The organism is Candidatus Binatia bacterium (genome assembly GCA_023150935.1).
Classification (GTDB): domain Bacteria; phylum Desulfobacterota; class Binatia; order HRBIN30; family HRBIN30; genus JAKLJW01.
In genome coordinates, this window is sequence record JAKLJW010000131.1 from 1 (window position 1) to 663 (window position 663).

Consider the following 663-nt stretch of genomic DNA (forward strand, 5'->3'; position numbering starts at 1 on the left):
GGCCAACCTGCTGGCCGCCGAACTTCAGCGTCGTCGCACCGACCGGCGCGTGAGGTTCACCTCGAACACGGTGTTCCGGGTCGCCCTCGAGAGCTTCTTCGAGCGCTTCGAGCTGGCGCCTGGGGACCGCGCGAACACCGAGGACGAGTTCCGTCGACTCGTGCAGGCACGGTTCGACTCCGGCCGTCGCGGCAAGCGCACTCTTACCTGAGCGAGGCGCTCTGCGGGAGGTTCAGCGGCGGGCCGCGCAACGGACCGTCCGCTTCAACCAGTCGTTAGCCACCGTTCTCGCCATCACCTGTGCCGCTCCGTTGACAGAGCCAGCCTCCACACTACTCCCTGGGCTCCGATTGTGAGCTCACGGCACCCGCGGTAGTCGCTACTCGACAGCTCATCAATGTGCGCTGCCCGGTTCCTGTAGGTTGTGGTCAGGACCGTCAAAGATCGGTGTAGACCGTCCGCATCCAAGAGCCACGTCGCGCCCGTCCACTGACCTGCGAGGCGAAGGAAGCAGCCGATGAGCGGGCTCGTCTGTCGCCGCTGCTGGCTGTGCATGACCGTCTGGAGAAAGTGCGAGAACACTCCAAGTTCCGGCGGCTTCCGTTGTGGCTCGGCGCAAAAGGCCGCGACACGTCCGATGTCTTTGTCGCTCTTGTCGCCACT

At 65.0% G+C, this 663-nt stretch carries 1 protein-coding gene; it reads left to right on the forward strand.

Features of this window, described 5'->3' with window-relative positions; translation table 11 throughout:
* Window positions 1–211, forward strand: a 211-nt coding sequence (locus L6Q96_23335; protein MCK6557481.1) for a hypothetical protein, incomplete at its 5' end; no start/stop codon positions are given.
* Between the last annotated feature and the right edge of the window lie 452 nt (window positions 212–663).